Here is a 16,154-nt window from a genome sequence, read left to right on the forward strand (position 1 = left end):
TGATTGATTTTAATTCTTATTTTCTTCATTAGCTTTTAAAACACGTAACAGATTTCCACCTAAAATTTTATTTAAATCGGTTTCAGTATATCCTTTTTCAAGTAAAGCTTTAGTGATAAGAGGATAGGTTGTAACATCGTCTAATTGTTTTGGAGTTAGGATAATGCCGTCAAAGTCTGAACCTATTCCTACATAGTCTACACCAACCAATTTGATGATATATTCAATATGTTCAATCACTAAGCTGAAAGGTGCTCTTAAAGATTCAGATTCTTCATTGTGTTTTTTATAAATAATCTCTTCAGCTTTGTATGCATTTATTCCAGATTCTTTAAGTGAATCTATTTCTCCTTGATATTTTTTGATAAATGCGCTTTCTCTTTCATCAACAGTAGGGTCAATAAAACCAGAATTAAAATTAACTTGAATTACACCACCATTTTTTGCAATAGCAATAATTTGGTCATTTTTCAAATTGCGTTGGTGAGGACAAAGTGAATATACCGAACTATGGGAAGCGATAATTGGTTTTGTTGTTGTTGCAATAACATCCCAAAAAGTTTGTTCACTAACATGCGAAACATCTACCATCATTCCAATAGAGTTCATATGTTTTACAACTTGCTTTCCAAAATCAGATAAACCTTTACCTTTTAAATCTGGATTGAATTTATCATCAAAAGCACTAGTTGCCCAATTCGTAGAATTATTCCAGGTTAGTGTCATATATCGTGTTCCACGATTATAAAGCGCATTAAGGTTATCTAAATTATCTTCAATTTGATGACCACCTTCTAAACCAATCAATGCAGCAATTTTATGCTGTTTAACAACATCTAATAGCTCTTCAGTGTTTTTAACTTTTACAATCTTATCAGGATTTCTTTTAATGACAGCGTCTAAACTATCTATTTGTCGGTTAGCAAACGCATATGGATTTAGCTGGTTACCATCACTCCAAACAGAAAAGAATTGTACATCTAAACCTCCTTTTTTGAAACGATTTAGATCACTATGTGTTTTCCCTTTCAAATTAGAGTCTAAGGAATAACCGTAGTCCATGGTCTGGGTTAAGAAATCATTATGAGTATCTATTGAAATAGCGTCATCATGAATTTTTTTATAGGACTGTGCCATAAGTTGATTTGTAAGTAAGATAGTAATAATGATGATTTTTGTTTTCATTTACTTATTTATATTAATAAAAGGACTTTTCAAGAGATACCAAAAAAGTTTGTTTTTTTAGGATGATCAAATTCTTTTAAGCCTAATTTTATATCATTAGGATGTTTGTATTTAAATGTACCAAATAATCTATCCCAAATAATAAAAACATCAGCATAATTTGAATTTGTGTAATATTCATCTTGTTCATGATGTATTTTATGTAAGTTAGGAGTTGTGATAACTAAACCAAGTGTTCTGTCTAACCAATCAGGAAATTTGAGGTTAACATGTTCAATCACAAAAAAGGGTGTAGCAATAACATAATACAATCCAAGAGTTAATAAATCAAGGCCAAAAATCCCTGCAGCTATAATATTTGAAGCGCCAAACCAAAAAAATACCTCAATGGGGTGTCCTCTGAAATATGTAGATGAGTCCATGCTTGTATCGCTATGGTGGACTCTATGAAAACGCCACACGAAATGGACATTGTGAGCTATTCTATGAAACCAATAAGTCACCATATCTATCATGGCAACGCCTAGTATTAATTTTAACCATACAGGAAGTTCTATGTAATAAAAAAGACCAATTTGATTTTCATTTAACCATTCAATACTAAAAACAACAAAAACTGCCCAAGCAAAATTAGCAACGAAAAAAATAATGTAGAAAGGTAAGTTTTGAAACAAGTGCAGAGACCTTTTTTTAAAATTAAATTGAGTGTTAAGAATTTGCTCCAAAGAAAAAAATAACACAATCAAAGTAATTGCAATATAATTTGAGTCAATGTTTGATATTTTTTCTACAAGTCCCATAGATAATTATTTTTTTATAACTTGGTCTATACCTTTGGTGTCGGCATACTGTTGAAAAGACACTATTTTTCCATCTTTTAATGTCCATAAATGAGCCATTTGTATATCTAAAGCTGCCCCATTTTTTTTGTAAGTACCTTGATATCTACCTGTTGCCAATACCATGTTGTTGGACATATCATGAATTTTTAGATTTGCAATATGAAAATTATCCCATTCTCCACCTAAGCGTGCAAATATTCCTTTAACAATAGCCTCACCTCCAATGTAGGGGTTGCCGTCTGCATAAGGAAAATTCTCCGCTTCATTCCATACTATATTGGGGTCAAAAGCAGCCAAAACACTGTCCACATCTCCAGCGGCAAATGAATTATATGTACCTTCAATAATGCCAACATTATCAGGAGATGATGAAATTCCCATCTGTTGCATAAACACAGCATTGTCAAAGAAGTCTTGCTCTTGAGCAATTTTACCATCTTTCATTACAACCAACGTAGTTCCCTCAATGTCCAGATCTTTACCAGTAGCTGGTATACCAAAAAATTCACCAGAATTGGTGCCTTTAAATCTCCAATGCTTCACAAGTTTATCTCCTTGTCCAAAAATATCAACAAAGGTAAATTCCTTATTGGAAAATCCTGTCACGAAGTTTGAATAATAGGCTTTAAAGGCATCAATGCCAACAATGTTATCAGGACTTGAAACCATGGTGACATTTTCATCAAAATTGGAACTATTTATAGCATCCAAATTGCCATTGTTTATTATGTCATCCCAAGTTTTGGAGTACATTGCAATATTGTCCTGAACGTGTTTTTCGTTGGAATTGCAACCAGTTAAAATAAAGGTTAGGGCCAGTAAAAGTAATTTAATTGAATTTTTCATTGTTTAGTTAGTTTTAAGTTATTCGTTATTGCTCCACATACCGTAAATGGATATCCATTTTCCATCAGCATTTCGGCGAAGGATTTCGGTATATTTCCCTTTATCAATAATTATGGAGTCATTTTCAAGTTTTATTTGTAATTCAAAGGTTCCAATTTCATAACCTAAATCACCATTATTTCCAGCACTAATAGTTTTTACTGAAGCGCCAACGATTCCAGAATCAATACCAGCTTGCCAATAGGCTTTAATGTTTTCTCTACCTGTAACAATGGGTTCATTTGGTGGCAGGAGTGAAGCATTTTCGTCATATAAATTAGCTGCGGCTTCGGCATCTCCTGCTAATAAAGCTTTTGCAAAATCCCGGTTCATTTGCCCTAATTCTTCAACCGTTGCTGGTTTTGGTGGTTCAACAGTTTCAACAACTTTTTCTTTACAACCTATTAACGAGGTTGTTAGTAATAAACCTAAAATTATAGATTTTAAAAATTTTAGTGGTTTCATATTTATTTTGTTTAATTGATTATTCATGTTTAAAATATTAATTTGAATATTGACTTAATGTTTCTCTTACAGATTGAAATGTTATTCCCAAATCATGTTTAGCTAATTGGTTTTGATAAATTATTTTCGCTTCGTTTATTGGTGGTTGACCATTTAGCATTAATGAAACATCAGAAACAGGGTAGGTTTCACTACTTAACAGATAATCTTTTCCATGTAAACCAGAAATAGTAGCAGCTTTAAAAACACCTTTTGCTACATCTTGTACATTAACAATAGCTAATGGTAAATCTGTATCATAAAACATTTGAATGAATGAGTTCGGAGCTATTTTGCTTTTAAATAAAAATTGGATCCCTGTTGAGGTTGAGTCTTCTCTGTTTGATAATGATTTTCCCATAACCATGACTGGTGAAACACTTGTAATCTCAAAATCGAGCTTTGGATGATTTTTAATGAATTCATTCACCACTTGATTGGCAATAAATTTTGCTTGTGCATATGGATGGCTTTCATTACTCATAAAAGGTGTGTCATTTTCATTAAATGAATCTGATATTGTTTTTCCATCTGCTGGCATTGGAAAGTTTGTGTTCCATGCTGCAACAGATGCAATAAAAACTACCTTGTCAATACTCGGTGTATCATTAACAATTTCTAAAAAGTTCTCTGTGCCTTTAATGGTCGGATCGAAAAGTTCTGTTTGCGGATCTTTAACATCTAATTGAAAAGGCGTGCCTCCATGAATAACAATATCGCAATCTTTTACAAATTCTCTTAAGGCATATTTACCCTCAACATTCAGTTCACTTATATATAAATGATCTGATTTGTTTAATTTCATTAAGTGCTTATATTTTTCTTCTTTTGTAATATCTGTGGCAGATACTTTAACTTCAAAACCGTTATTTAAAAATTCTTTTGTGATGTAGCTTCCTATAAAGCCAGAACCACCTATAATTCCTACCTTTTTCATGATACTTTTTGATTGTTAAATATAACAGGCAGTTGACAATAGTTTTGGTGACTAATTCAAAAAAACATTATAAATGATAACGGATTGTTACTATTGCCAAATTTTTCTCCCAAAAATTTTGCCTGTTATGATAAATTTATTCAGTTTTTTCTGTTTGTATATTTTTTGTTTGCTTCCATTGCTTGGATATCCATCATTAATTTTGAGACATCCCAATAACCATCTTCTCTAATAATTTTGCCATTTAAAAACTGTGCTGTAATATGTACTGGAATAATATATAATTGTCCATTTAATTTTAAAGTACCTTCCCAATGTCCCCAAAAATTCACCCAAGTTTCACCGTTATCTGTTACAACCATTTCATACTCTAGGCTTTCAGGATCATATCTCCAAGATGTAAATAATTTAGCATCTTCTTTGCCTTGTTCTATTAATTGAGAAACTGTTTGTGCATGATCAAGCGTAACATTGTTCAATATTTTTGCGGAATTAGCATAATGAGAAGCTAAGTCTTTCCAATTTTGTTTTTCATATGCTTCAATAACCTTTTTGTAGGTATCAATTTCTGGTGATTGTTGTGTATAACGTTTTTCTTGTTTGTTACAAGCCGTGAATAGAACTATGGCAAGTCCAAAAAGGAATAATTTTTTCATGTTGGTTGGTTTTGTCTTTTTTAAAAACCGGTTGAAGTTCATCAACCGGTTTTAGGTTGGTTAGGTTATAAAAAGGACATTGGTATGTCCAGTATTTTAAAATAACAGTTAATTAAATAATAATAAAAATCACTTAGGACGAGTTTCAGGTTTTTATGTCCGAACCTCTTGGTTTAATTATCAAGACTAAATTGTTTGTAAGCGATTTAATAATTCTTCTTTTAGTGCTTTGCTTACAGGAATGGCTTTTTTACCAATTACAATGTGGCTTGTTGCTAATTCATCAATTTGTGCTAAATTCACAATAAAGGATCTGTGTACTCTTATAAAATGTTTGCTTGGTAATTTTTCATCAAGGTCTTTTAAAGTCATTACCAATAAGTATTCTTTAGATTTTGAGTAGATACGGCAGTAATTACGTTCTGCTTCAATGTATAAAATATTTTTAATATCAACTCTCACCATTTTTTCAAGGTGCTTCACAAAAATGCTATCACTTAAAATATAGGGTATTGCTTTTTCTTCAAATGTGTTTTCTGGTGTATTTTCAGTTTTAATTCTATTTACTGTTAGCTCAATAGCACGTTGCAAGTCTAATTTTTTAAAAGGTTTTGAGATAAATGCATAAGGATTTGTTGTTTTTGCTCTATTAAAATGAGCTTCATCTGCATTACCTGTTAAATAGATTATTGGGATATTATAAGATTTTTGCATGATTTTGGCCGTCTCGATACCATCTATTTTGCCTTTTAAATTGATGTCCAGTAAAACAATGTCTGGTTGTTGTTGGTCTATATGTAATAATGCTTCTTCACCTCTAGGGATAATTCCAGTAACCTCATAACCAAGCGAGGTAAGCTGTAATGATATGTTTGCGGCAATAATCATTTCGTCTTCAATAATCAATATTTTTGTGGGTTGGTTCATTTAGGCTGCAGTATTTAATTTAAAATGAAATAAAACTGAAGTTCCGTTTTGAGAGTCTTCTGTCATTTTTCCATTGAGTTGTTGTGTTAATAGTTGGATGAGTTGCGAACCAAAACCAGTTCCTTTTGGAGCTAAACCGGCAATTTTTCCTATACCATTATCTGAAACTTTCAGTGTTAATATTTCTGGATTTGACTTTGACAGACTTATTAAAATATTTCCTTTTGCATTGTCAGGAAATGCATATTTTAAAGCATTGGTAAGTAATTCATTTACAATTAACCCAATAGGAACAGCCGTGTCAACATCCAATTCTAAATTGTCCATGGCACATTCAATTTTTACTTTGTCGTCTGCATTAAAAGTGTCTAAAATACCTTCTCCAAGATTAATAAAATAGTCTTTCATTTCTATACTACCAAGATTTTCTCCTTGATACAGTTTTTGGTGAATAATGCCCATGGATTGTACTCTGTTTTGGCTGGCAATCATGGCGTCTTTTGTTACAGAATCTTCTAATTGTGCAGATTGCAATGATATTAAGCTTTTAACAAGCTCCAGATTATTTTTAACACGATGATGAATTTCTTTTAAGAGCAATTCGTTTTGTTGGTTTTTTGCTGCTAATAATTGATTGCTTTTGGTTCGAGCTTGATAGCTTCTATATCCAAAAAATAGAAATGCTAAGAGTAAGCATGCAAAACCAATACTAAGCCACTGTACTAATTTTTGCTGTGCAAGTTGGGTTTTTTGTGATGCTATGGTGTTTTCTTTTTTTTCGGTTTCATATTGAGTCAATAGTTCAGACATGGTTTTGTCACTTTCTGTTTTTGCCGTACTATCTCTCATTATTCTGGCTTTTTTTTGGTATTCTAAAGCCATTTGATAATCTCCTAACTTTTCATAAATGGTGCTTATATGCCCGTAATTTTCAGTTAGGTTACTTAAATCATTATCGTCTTCTTGAAATTGAACGGTTTGTAGCTGGTATTTTAATGCCTCTTTGTAATTTCCAGTAAGCAGATTTATCTCTCCTAAATTAGCAGTAACGGTAACAACGGCATTTCTGTAATTGGTTTGTTTTGCTAACGTTAATGCATTTTCATAATTAGTTAATGCTTCACTGTATTTACCTAGTCTTTTTAGTGAGTTTCCTAGATTGTTATTGAAATCACTTAAATTCATTGGGTTAAAACCTAAAGATTTAGCTAAACGTAGCGCTTTATCAAAATAAAAAAAGGATTCTTGCGGATTGTTCATTGCAATGCAAGCGCCACCTGCAGATGTATAGGCATAAACCAATTCTTCACTTAATTTGTTCTTTTTGCAGAATTCAATATTTTTTTTTGCATATTCAAGTGATTCTGAATTTCTTTCTTGTCGAGATAAATCTTCTGAAATTCTATTATTTGCGCCAGCTATTCCTAAGTTGTCATTTATAGATTCCATAAGGCGCAATGCTTCAATATCAACTTCCATTGCTTTTTCTAACTCTCCTTTTTTCTTATGTACCCAACCAATTTTAAAGTAGGTTGTTGCCTGTCCTTTTTTATCTTTTATTGCAATGTATCCATCTAAAGCTTTTTTAAAATGATAAGATGCAGAATCTAATTCTAATAAATTAGCATGAATTCTCCCTTTCATTTCATTGAATTTTGGTTGCCAGTTTTTATCCTTTATTTCATTTGAAAGGGTTACACCTTGCCTTGCATAAACCAAAGCTTTTTTTAAATCTGTGTTTGATTCAAAACTAACTATTTGGCTAAGTATTTCTAGCTTTGTGCTATTAACCGTTTCTTTTGAGAGTAAGAGATTAAGACTATCAACAGATTTATTTTGACTAAAATATACTTGATTAAATAAAATTATAAAGAGAAGTGTTATTCTTACTTTAATGTGAGAGATAAAAGTTAAATATAGCATACTGTCTTTTTATTATAAAAATTTAAATTATTATTAAAAAGACTTAGGGTCAGGGAATAAGTGCTAAATATAATAAAAAACTAAAGTTTTCAAAAAAGTTTTGAATCTTATTTATATTCATTTTTAATTACTGAAAATATTTGAATGATTTTAAACAAAAAAGACCCAATAATTGATGGGTCTTTTTATAACTAAGATTTAACAGTAAGGTTTAAGCTATTGTGGCCTTATTTTTTTTAGAAACAAAATCTACTTCTATTTGATTTTTAAGGATGTCTTCAAACGTTTCACGTTGTCTTATTAAAAGTGCTTTTTCATTATACCAAAGCACTTCGGCAGGACGATATCTAGAATTGTAATTACTTGACATAGAGAAGCAATAAGCACCGGCATTTTTAAAACATAATATATCACCTTCATTTATTTCATTAATTCTTCGGTTGCTTCCAAAGGTATCTGTTTCACAGATATAACCAACGACTGTGTAGAAACGCTCTCTACCAGAAGGGTTGGAAATGTTTATAATATCATGATGCGAACCATAAAACATAGGTCTGATTAAATGATTAAATCCAGAATCTACTTGAGCAAAAACGGTTGAGGTAGTTTGTTTTACTGCATTTACTTTAGTTAAAAAGTAACCAGATTCACTTACTAAAAATTTACCAGGCTCGAATGCTAAGGTTAAATCTTTTCCGTATTCTTTACAGAAAGCATTAAATTTTTCACTTAGTTTTTTGCCTAATTCTTCAATATTGGTTTCAATATCTCCGGTTTTGTAAGGTACTTTAAAGCCTGAACCAAAATCTATAAAGTCCAAATTTTTAAATTGTTTAGCTGTTTCAAATAAAATTTCACTGGCATAAAGAAACACTTCAATGTCTAATATGTCACTACCAGTATGCATATGAATACCATTAATTGTCATTTTAGTATTTTCTATAATACGTAACAAATGAGGTATTTGGTGAATGGAAATTCCAAATTTAGAATCTATATGACCAACAGAAATTTTACTGTTTCCACCTGCCATTACATGAGGATTGATTCTAATACAAACAGGTACATTAGGATGTTTTGTTCCAAATTGCTCTAAAATGGAAAGATTATCAATATTAATTTGTATTCCTAATTTTGTGGCTTCTTCAATTTCATTTAAAGAAACACCATTTGGTGTAAATATAATTTGCTCTGGTAAAAAGCCAACTGCCAATCCTAATTGAACTTCTTGAATAGAAACAGTATCAATTCCAGAACCTAATGTATTGAAGAATTTTAATATTGAAATATTTGATAAAGCCTTTACAGCGTAGTTAATTTTAAGTTTTTTAACGTCTTTAAAAGCATTGGTTAATCTTTTATATTGTGATGCAATTTTTTCGGCATCATATACATAAACAGGACTTCCAAAATCTTCTGCTATTTTAAGCAATTGAGAATTTAACATAATATTACTTTAATTTTTTGTGCAAAGGTATTTTTTTTAATTATAGTAAAAATAATTATTTTAATAATTTCACATATTAAACAAACTGTTAAATATATAACAATTTAATTTATAATAAAACTATACATCGTATTCCTTAATAAAACATTAGTGTAATTAATAGGTATTATTTACATTTGTTGTTCTTAAACTATTAAGCAAATTATGAATTTACACGAATATCAAGGTAAAGAAATATTAAGCAGTTTTGGTGTGCGTATTCAAAGAGGAATTGTTGCCCAAAATGCACATGAAGCTGTTGCAGCTGCCAAACATTTAACAACAGAAACTGGTACAAGCTGGTATGTTATTAAAGCTCAAATTCACGCAGGTGGACGCGGTAAAGGTGGCGGTGTTAAACTTGCAAAGAACTTAAAAGAAGTTGAAGAAATTGCAGGACAAATTATAGGAATGAATTTAGTTACTCCTCAAACCTCTGCCAAAGGAAAAAAAGTTCACCAAGTTTTAGTTGCTGAAGATGTTTATTATCCAGGCGAAAGTGAAACAGATGAATTTTATATGTCTGTTTTGTTAAACAGAGGAACAGGCAGAAATATGATTATGTATTCTACTGAAGGAGGTATGGATATTGAAGCAGTAGCAGAAAAAACACCTCATTTAATCTTTACAGAAGAAATTGATCCTAGTGTGGGTTTAATGCCTTTTCAAGCTAGAAGAATAGCTTTTAATTTAGGGCTATCAGGTAACGCTTTTAAAGAAATGACAAAGTTTGTTGATTGTCTTTATACAGCATACATAAAATCTGACTCTTCGTTATTTGAAATTAATCCGGTTTTAAAAACAAGTGATGATAAAATTTTAGCTGTTGATGCTAAAGTAACTATTGATGACAATGCGCTTTATAGACATAAAGATTATGTGAATTTGCGTGATTTACGTGAAGAAAATCCTATTGAAGTTGAAGCCAAAGAAGTTGGATTGAATTATGTTGATTTAGATGGAAATGTGGGATGTATGGTAAACGGTGCTGGTTTAGCAATGGCTACCATGGATTTAATTAAGCAAGCAGGAGGAGAGCCAGCTAATTTTTTAGATGTAGGAGGAACTGCTGATGCTGCTCGAGTAGAAGCTGCTTTTAAAATCATATTGAAAGACCCAGCTGTAAAAGCTATTTTAATCAATATTTTTGGAGGTATTGTTCGTTGTGACCGTGTTGCACAAGGTGTTATTGACGCCTATAAAAATATGGGAACCATTAATGTACCTATTATTGTACGTTTGCAAGGAACCAACGCTGACATTGCTAAAGAATTAATAGATAATTCAGGATTAGCTGTTTTAAGTGCTACGGAATTTCAAGAAGCTGCAGATAAAGTTCAGCAAGTATTAGCTTAATATTTAAATAAAATATAAATAAAAAAAAGAGCAACTTTAATCGTTGCTCTTTTTTTGTGGCTTATTGTTTTCTTTCTTTGGCATTGGCCCTCTTAAATGTATAATTAGCCCATTTAAAAAATTCCTTAAAATTTGATCGCCACACTCCATATATTTTGGATGGTCTTCACTTCTAAAGAAAGCACCAAGTTCACTCTTTGAAATTCTGAAATCTACGAGCTCTAAAATCTTTACAATATCATCATCCCTAAGTTTTAATGCAACACGTAATTTCTTTAAAATATCATTATTTGTCATATCTATAATTTATATAAACAATGGAAGCGAATTTTTGACAAAAATAATTGAATCCTTAACCATTTCTAGCGTTTTTGTAATTTTTATTGTGACATATGAATTTTATTACGTTTTCTGTTTTTGTATATTTTATTTTTTAACACTTAAGCTATTGAAATACAGTGTTTTAAATTGAATACTATTCATGTTAACTACAAGTATTCAAATTGAATGTTGACTTTTTTCAAAAAATTAAAATGCAAATGTTTGATGAAGTAAATAATATTATCGATGAATAAACCCAGTGTTTTCGATAAGTTACATAATATCAACGATTATAAAAGTTAAGTTGTGTCGTAACTTTATAATGTAATTATTTAATCCTTCAAACAATGGTTAATAGGGTAGAAAAACTAAGTCTTTTATCTGAAATGATAGCTTTTGCTAAGTCTGATAAAAACATAAAAAACATAGAATATAATTTTCTGTTAGGTGTTGCTAAACAGTTAGAAATATCTCGCGAGGATTTTGATTATTTGATAGAACATCCTATTAATTATATACATTTAAAATCTCATAGTGAACGTATAGTACAATTTCATCGATTGGTATTATTAATGAATATTGACAATGAGCACTCTCCTTCAAGTGTTATAAAATTGTACAATTTTGGTCTCAGAATGGGGCTAAGCCATGAATCAATTACTAAGGTTTTATATTTAATGGAAAGTTTTCCTAATAAAATTGTACCACCAGATGTATTGATTGATATTTTTAAAACACAATACAATTAAATAGTCTGCTAAGATTATAATTATTTAAGTGTTTTTAACCTTTTAGTGGGTTTTTAAAAGCTAAATGTTTATACATTTAGCTTTTCTATTTTTTCCTGATATGCTTTTATCTCATCACGTAGTTTAGCAGCAACAATAAAGTCTAACGCTTTTGCTGCTTCTTCCATAAGTTTTCGTTTCTCTCTAATTTTTTTCTCTAATTCGGGTTTGGTTAAGTATTTACTTTCAGGTTCTGCCGCTTTTAAAGCCTCCAATTCATAACTATAGGTACTTATAGAATTTTTTGATAAAGCATTGTCTAAACTTTTATTTAAAGCTTTTGGAACCAGATTATGTTTTGTGTTATAGGCAATTTGTTTTTCACGTCTGTAATTGGTTTCATCTATTGTTTTTTGCATGCTGTTGGTTATCTTATCTGCATACATAATAGCCTTACCGTTTAAGTTTCTGGCGGCTCTACCAACAGTTTGTGTTAATGAACGGGCTGAACGTAAAAATCCTTCTTTATCTGCATCTAAAATAGCAACTAAAGAAACTTCAGGTAAATCCAAGCCTTCTCGAAGCAAATTAACTCCTACCAAAACATCAAATAAACCTTTTCTTAAATCTTGCATGATTTCAACACGTTCCAAAGTGTCCACATCGCTATGAATGTAACGGCAACGTATTTGTATTCTGTCTAAATATTTTGTCAATTCTTCAGCCATTCGTTTGGTTAATGTGGTAACCAATGTGCGTTCATCTTTTTCTACACGAAGCTGAATTTCTTCAATTAAATCGTCTATTTGGTTTAAACTAGGTTTTACCTCTATTTCTGGGTCTAATAATCCAGTTGGTCTAATAACCTGTTCAACGTAAATACCATCTGATTTTTGAAGTTCATAATCAGCAGGCGTAGCACTCACATAAATCACTTGGTTTTGCAAGGCTTCAAATTCCTCAAATTTTAAAGGACGATTGTCCATCGCTGCAGGAAGCCTGAAACCATATTCAACCAAATTTTCTTTACGGCTTCTATCTCCACCATACATAGCATGAACTTGTGAAATGGTCACATGGCTTTCATCAATTACCATTAAAAAATCATCTGGAAAATAATCCAATAAACAGAAAGGACGAGTCCCTGGTTGTCTGCCATCTAAATATCTGGAATAGTTTTCAATTCCAGAACAGTAACCCAATTCACGAATCATTTCTAAATCAAATTCGGTACGCTCTTTTAAACGTTTCGCTTCCAAATGTTTACCTATTTCCTTAAAATAATCATGTTGTTTTACTAAATCGTCTTGGATATCCTTTATGGCATTTTGCAAAACATCGGGTGATGTTACAAACATATTGGCAGGATAAATATTCAATCGGTCGTATTTTTCAATGATTTGATTGGTTTGAATATTAAATGATTCAATTTCTTCTATTTCATCACCAAAAAAATGGATTCTGAATGCATCATCAGCGTAACTTGGAAAAATATCAACGGTATCACCTTTTATTCTGAAGTTTCCATGATTGAATTCACCTTCGGTTCTCGAATATAAACTTTGAACTAAACAGTGCAGCAATTTGGTTCTGGATATGACTTGATCACGTTCTAACGAAATGACATTCTTTTGAAATTCCACAGGATTCCCAATACCATACAAACAAGATACTGAAGCTACTACAATTACATCACGACGACCAGAAAGCAGGGAAGAAGTGGTGCTCAATCTCATTTTTTCAATTTCCTCATTTATAGATAAATCCTTTTCTATGTAAACACCTGTTACAGGGATATAGGCTTCAGGTTGATAGTAATCATAATAGGATACAAAATATTCTACTGCATTATCAGGAAAAAATTGCTTAAACTCAGAATATAACTGGGCTGCCAAGGTTTTATTATGCGCTAAAACCAAAGTTGGTTTTTGAACTTCTTGAATTACATTGGCTACTGTAAATGTTTTTCCAGAACCTGTCACACCAAGTAGGGTTTGGTATTTTTCGTTGGAATTAATACCATTTACAAGTTGGGAAATAGCTTGTGGCTGATCTCCAGTAGGACTAAATTCTGATTTGATTTTGAATTTCATTTCGCAAAATTAAGCAAAATATATGTGTTATCGTTTTAAAGTAAAGTGACCTCTATATTTTGTGCCATCTGATAAAATAACCACATACCAATAATCATCACTTGGAAGAAGATTACCATTAAAGGAGCCATTCCACCCAGAACTTAAAGGGTTGATCTGCTTGATAAATTTGCCATAGCGATCAAATATTTTAATGTCAATATCTGAGTTAAATTGGTCGTTCACACCATATGGTTTCCAAGTATCATGCATTCCATCATTGTTTGGTGTAAAGAATTTTGGAAATCCTAAAATGGAAATTTCTTCTGAAACAGTTCCACAACCATTAACATCATAAACATAAACGGTATGAAACCCTGGTTTTACATTGGAAAAGAAATTGTCGTCTTGAAAGATTGGGTTATCTAAAGCATATTGATAATCGCTTTCTCCAGAAACATTAACAGTAACTGTGTTGTTTGAAGAGGCTTGCTTTATTTCAATTGAATGAATTGTAGCCACATTTGAAGGGTTAACAATAATATCTCTGCTTGAAGAACATCCGTTTGGAAATGTAATATTTACTGTATAAGTTCCAGTTTCGTTTATATCCATACTATCTAAGTTACTGATGGAGTTGTTGTTGAAAACCCATTCAAAGGAAGGATTATTTCCAGAGCCATTTAAAAGACCAGAATCTATAGTTATGGTTTCAGGATATCTATTTAAACAATATGTTACAGTTTCATTTGGTAATAGTTTGGGAGAATTGTTTACAATTAAATTGATGGTTGTAAATAGTTCACAATATATTTCTTGTGCTTTTACATAGATTTCTTGCGAAAATGCTGTTGTATTTAAATATGAGTCATTTAATAGATTGGTATTATTAGCTGCATCTTGATAAGTACTATAAAACGTAATATTTGAACTTTGTGAAACTTCAGGTCTTATTTGATCTCTCAATTCATTTAAATTAAATAATGTAAATCCATCACTATCATAATCACAAGCTATAAAAGAGTTAACGTTTGAACTTGTGTAGTTAGCGCGAAGAGTTAATGGTTCAACAGCAAAACAGCCATATTCATTTTCAAGTCTAGCAAAAATAACTTGTATTGGTGTTGTGTTAATAAAACTATTAGGATAATCAATTGGATTTATATTTTGAATGGCATCATTCTCTGTTAAATAATAATCAATTACAGGTAAAAGAGGAAATCCATTTAGCGTAAAAAATTGGTCAGCCAAACGTAAATCAAAAAAGGTTAATCCATCGGTATCATTATCGCAAGTGTCAAGAAAGACTCCTGTAGTTTGAAGCTTTTCAGAATATTCTACAGTAATGTTTCCGTAAGCAACACAGCTATTGTTTAGAGTTACTTCTACACTATATATTCCATCTTCAATAACTGTATAAGTGTCACTGGTTTCACCAATAAGTTCTACACCATCTTTAAACCATTTGTATGAATTGTTTCCAGGTTCATTTGCATTCAGAAGCAACGTTTCATTTTCACAAAGGGGATTATTGTTTGCCAATAATCTGTCATCCCCTAAATCTGTATTTAATTCAAAACTACCGGCTTCTAAAAATACAGCAGAATCATATCGATAATTTTGTTCATCAGCAATCACTAATTTAACATGATAGGTTTCATTTGGTACCGTATTGGCTGTAGCAGTCAATACCGCAGTTTGCCCATTAAAGTTTATTGGAGCACTTGAATTGTTCCAGCTACCAAAATAGGCCTCGTTTTGGGCAGAACAACCACCTGGAATATTTGGGTGAACGGTTGTAACTTTTACGGGTGTTTGCGTGTTTGGAATTAGTGCAATATTTTCATACTGAGAATCATTTACGTTTCGAATTAAAAACCCAAACAAGTCTGAATATTGACAGGTGTTTGCATTATTGATTTGATATTCTTCTGAAGCAAAAAGGTATCTAAAACTAATTTGTGAAACAATAGCGGTAAATTCAAATTCAATAATGGTAGCGTTTATGGTATTGTTTTCGTTTAAAACATATTCTAAATCGTTATCACCAACCCAATTTGTAGCATTATCGTCACTTAGCGTATTATTTGGGCCTTCAACATTGGCTAGTTTTCCAGTACTTAAAACAATACCGCTTTGAAATGGAAACGTTGTTCCGGAAGCATCAAAATATCCATAACTTTGGTCTGTTCCGCCAAAGTTTCCTCCAACAACATTGATTACAACAACGTTAGTAATACAGTTGCTGTCAATTAAAATATCTTCAATAAGTTGTTGTGGAGTATATGTTTGGCTATCTACTTGAACATTTTGTCCAAATGAGTACATATTA

Annotated in this window: 14 protein-coding genes; 2 read left to right on the forward strand and 12 right to left on the reverse strand. The window is 31.3% G+C overall.

Features of this window, described 5'->3' with window-relative positions; genetic code table 11:
- Nucleotides 1-9 precede the first annotated feature (9 nt).
- The 9 genes from V8G69_RS14075 to lysA form a co-directional block, all read right to left on the reverse strand.
- A complete protein-coding gene (locus V8G69_RS14075) occupies nt 10-1,185 on the reverse strand; it encodes a dipeptidase (RefSeq protein WP_394882704.1) in 1,176 nt (391 codons plus the stop codon).
- A 29-nt stretch (nt 1,186-1,214) separates the two neighbouring features.
- Nucleotides 1,215-1,985: a sterol desaturase family protein gene (locus V8G69_RS14080; RefSeq protein WP_394882705.1), complete on the reverse strand. Its 771-nt coding sequence runs from the start codon at nt 1,983-1,985 to the stop codon at nt 1,215-1,217.
- 6 nt (nt 1,986-1,991) lie between these two features.
- Nucleotides 1,992-2,873: an ester cyclase gene (locus tag V8G69_RS14085; protein ID WP_394882706.1), complete on the reverse strand. Its 882-nt coding sequence runs from the start codon at nt 2,871-2,873 to the stop codon at nt 1,992-1,994.
- Nucleotides 2,874-2,891: 18 nt separating this feature from the next.
- Entirely contained in the window at nt 2,892-3,377 is a 486-nt protein-coding gene (locus V8G69_RS14090) for a YybH family protein (RefSeq protein ID WP_394882707.1), read from the reverse strand.
- Nucleotides 3,378-3,414: 37 nt separating this feature from the next.
- Entirely contained in the window at nt 3,415-4,353 is a 939-nt protein-coding gene (locus tag V8G69_RS14095; protein WP_394882708.1) for an NAD-dependent epimerase/dehydratase family protein, read from the reverse strand.
- Nucleotides 4,354-4,493: 140 nt separating this feature from the next.
- The gene (locus V8G69_RS14100; RefSeq protein ID WP_394882709.1) at nt 4,494-5,009 is read right to left on the reverse strand and encodes a nuclear transport factor 2 family protein; all 516 of its coding nucleotides are present in this window, start codon (nt 5,007-5,009) and stop codon (nt 4,494-4,496) included.
- 186 nt (nt 5,010-5,195) lie between these two features.
- Nucleotides 5,196-5,936 (reverse strand): LytR/AlgR family response regulator transcription factor, encoded by a 741-nt coding sequence (locus tag V8G69_RS14105; RefSeq protein WP_394882710.1) that lies wholly within the window; start codon nt 5,934-5,936, stop codon nt 5,196-5,198.
- Complete coding sequence (locus tag V8G69_RS14110; protein ID WP_394882711.1) at nt 5,937-7,859, reverse strand: tetratricopeptide repeat protein; 1,923 nt, start codon at nt 7,857-7,859, stop codon at nt 5,937-5,939. It abuts the gene before it with no gap.
- Nucleotides 7,860-8,070: 211 nt separating this feature from the next.
- Complete coding sequence (gene lysA / locus V8G69_RS14115; protein ID WP_394882712.1) at nt 8,071-9,306, reverse strand: diaminopimelate decarboxylase; 1,236 nt, start codon at nt 9,304-9,306, stop codon at nt 8,071-8,073.
- A 204-nt stretch (nt 9,307-9,510) separates the two neighbouring features.
- Between lysA and sucC the strand changes: the two genes are divergently transcribed.
- Nucleotides 9,511-10,701, forward strand: a complete 1,191-nt coding sequence (sucC, locus tag V8G69_RS14120) for an ADP-forming succinate--CoA ligase subunit beta (protein WP_394882713.1) — start codon at nt 9,511-9,513, stop codon at nt 10,699-10,701.
- A 36-nt stretch (nt 10,702-10,737) separates the two neighbouring features.
- On the opposite strand, the gene V8G69_RS14125 is transcribed toward sucC, so the two are convergent.
- Nucleotides 10,738-10,998, reverse strand: coding sequence for a DUF1456 family protein (locus V8G69_RS14125; protein WP_394882714.1), 261 nt, complete (start codon nt 10,996-10,998; stop codon nt 10,738-10,740).
- A gap of 371 nt (nt 10,999-11,369) precedes the next feature.
- Between V8G69_RS14125 and V8G69_RS14130 the strand changes: the two genes are divergently transcribed.
- A complete protein-coding gene (locus V8G69_RS14130; RefSeq protein ID WP_394882715.1) occupies nt 11,370-11,771 on the forward strand; it encodes a TerB family tellurite resistance protein in 402 nt (133 codons plus the stop codon).
- Between the two features lie 68 nt (nt 11,772-11,839).
- Here the strand turns inward: V8G69_RS14130 and uvrB are convergent, their stop codons facing one another.
- Both uvrB and V8G69_RS14140 read right to left on the reverse strand, forming a co-directional pair.
- The gene (uvrB, locus tag V8G69_RS14135; protein ID WP_394882716.1) at nt 11,840-13,843 is read right to left on the reverse strand and encodes an excinuclease ABC subunit UvrB; all 2,004 of its coding nucleotides are present in this window, start codon (nt 13,841-13,843) and stop codon (nt 11,840-11,842) included.
- 27 nt (nt 13,844-13,870) lie between these two features.
- Nucleotides 13,871-16,150 (reverse strand): choice-of-anchor L domain-containing protein, encoded by a 2,280-nt coding sequence (locus V8G69_RS14140; protein WP_394882717.1) that lies wholly within the window; start codon nt 16,148-16,150, stop codon nt 13,871-13,873.
- Nucleotides 16,151-16,154: the final 4 nt, after the last annotated feature.

Origin of the sequence: Gaetbulibacter sp. M235 (genome assembly GCF_043876835.1) — a bacterium.
Classification (GTDB): domain Bacteria; phylum Bacteroidota; class Bacteroidia; order Flavobacteriales; family Flavobacteriaceae; genus Yeosuana.

Bases quoted from the DNA above. Each gene is read 5' to 3' on its own strand.
- V8G69_RS14075 (WP_394882704.1), bottom strand. From the start codon at position 1,185: ATGAAAACAAAAATCATCATTATTACTATCTTACTTACAAATCAACTT.
- V8G69_RS14080 (WP_394882705.1), bottom strand. From the start codon at position 1,985: ATGGGACTTGTAGAAAAAATATCAAACATTGACTCAAATTATATTGCA.
- V8G69_RS14085 (WP_394882706.1), bottom strand. From the start codon at position 2,873: ATGAAAAATTCAATTAAATTACTTTTACTGGCCCTAACCTTTATTTTA.
- V8G69_RS14090 (WP_394882707.1), bottom strand. From the start codon at position 3,377: ATGAAACCACTAAAATTTTTAAAATCTATAATTTTAGGTTTATTACTA.
- V8G69_RS14095 (WP_394882708.1), bottom strand. From the start codon at position 4,353: ATGAAAAAGGTAGGAATTATAGGTGGTTCTGGCTTTATAGGAAGCTAC.
- V8G69_RS14100 (WP_394882709.1), bottom strand. From the start codon at position 5,009: ATGAAAAAATTATTCCTTTTTGGACTTGCCATAGTTCTATTCACGGCT.
- V8G69_RS14105 (WP_394882710.1), bottom strand. From the start codon at position 5,936: ATGAACCAACCCACAAAAATATTGATTATTGAAGACGAAATGATTATT.
- V8G69_RS14110 (WP_394882711.1), bottom strand. From the start codon at position 7,859: ATGCTATATTTAACTTTTATCTCTCACATTAAAGTAAGAATAACACTT.
- lysA (WP_394882712.1), bottom strand. From the start codon at position 9,306: ATGTTAAATTCTCAATTGCTTAAAATAGCAGAAGATTTTGGAAGTCCT.
- sucC (WP_394882713.1), top strand. From the start codon at position 9,511: ATGAATTTACACGAATATCAAGGTAAAGAAATATTAAGCAGTTTTGGT.
- V8G69_RS14125 (WP_394882714.1), bottom strand. From the start codon at position 10,998: ATGACAAATAATGATATTTTAAAGAAATTACGTGTTGCATTAAAACTT.
- V8G69_RS14130 (WP_394882715.1), top strand. From the start codon at position 11,370: ATGGTTAATAGGGTAGAAAAACTAAGTCTTTTATCTGAAATGATAGCT.
- uvrB (WP_394882716.1), bottom strand. From the start codon at position 13,843: ATGAAATTCAAAATCAAATCAGAATTTAGTCCTACTGGAGATCAGCCA.
- V8G69_RS14140 (WP_394882717.1), bottom strand. From the start codon at position 16,150: ATGTACTCATTTGGACAAAATGTTCAAGTAGATAGCCAAACATATACT.